This window comes from Staphylococcus marylandisciuri (assembly GCF_025519785.1).
Classification (GTDB): Bacteria; Bacillota; Bacilli; order Staphylococcales; family Staphylococcaceae; genus Staphylococcus; species Staphylococcus marylandisciuri.
The window spans coordinates 1-1,080 of sequence record NZ_JAOPKZ010000036.1 but is presented as its reverse complement, the minus strand read 5'-3'; the positions used below and the strand labels follow the sequence as shown (position 1 = coordinate 1,080).

2 rRNA genes are annotated in these 1,080 nt (G+C 43.3%); both read right to left on the bottom strand.

Annotation, left to right across the window (positions count from 1 at the left end):
• A 23S ribosomal RNA gene (locus N9R04_RS11270) occupies positions 1 to 439 on the bottom strand; the annotation flags it as partial.
• Between the two features lie 524 nt (positions 440 to 963).
• Positions 964 to 1,080 (bottom strand): 16S ribosomal RNA (locus N9R04_RS11265); the annotation flags it as partial.

Sequence of the window (1,080 nt, the reverse complement as noted above, 5' to 3'; positions counted from 1 at the left end):
AATTTCACGTGCTCCGTCGTACTCAGGATCCACTCAAGAGTGTTAACGTTTTCGACTACAGGATTATTACCTTCTTTGATGTAGCTTTCCAACTACTTCGTCTAACGTCAACGTTTGTAACTCCGTATAGAGTGTCCTACAACCCCAATGAGCAAGCTCATTGGTTTGGGCTCTTCCCGTTTCGCTCGCCGCTACTCTGGGAATCGATATTTCTTTCTCTTCCTCCGGGTACTAAGATGTTTCAGTTCTCCGGGTCTACCTTCAAACATGTTATGGATTCACATGTTGATAACACGACATCACTCGTGCTGGGTTCCCCCATTCGGAAATCTCTGGATCACAGCTTACTTACAGCTCCCCAAAGCATATCGTCGTTAGTAACGTCCTTCATCGGCTTCTAGTGCCAAGGCATTCACCGTGCGCCCTTAATAACTTAATCTATCCTGCTTTGAGTCAAGCGCTCACATGCTTCTTCAACTTCGCTTCGAAGTGGCAGTCACTTACATAGGTAAGCTCCTTTACTTCTTAGCTTGTTTCATCGCCTGACAATCGCTTTCTTTCAAAGCACATCGTTTTGAGTCAAGCACTCGCATGCTTCTTCAGCTTCACTTCGAAGTCGCAGTCACTTACGTAGGTAAGCAACCCATACTTACTCAACTCAAACACACCAGTTATTAATCAGTGAGTGTTCGTTCGAACACTAGCGATTATTTTTGAATTCAAGCTTTTAAAAACTCTAATTCACTCGGTTTTGCTTGGTAAAATCTATCTTACTTACTATCTAGTTTTCAATGTACAATACTTTCCGAGATCAGCTTTCCAGTCGATTATGATCGATTGAGATCCGCTGTCTTACGGAAGTTTTAAATCAAGTTGAATACTCGAATGAGCATTCAAAACTAAATGCAATATGTCACGTTATTCCTTACTTTCTATCGAAAGTATTCCGTATAAAATCCTTAGAAAGGAGGTGATCCAGCCGCACCTTCCGATACGGCTACCTTGTTACGACTTCACCCCAATCATTTGTCCCACCTTCGACGGCTAGCTCCACAAAGTGGTTGCTCCACCGGCTTCGGG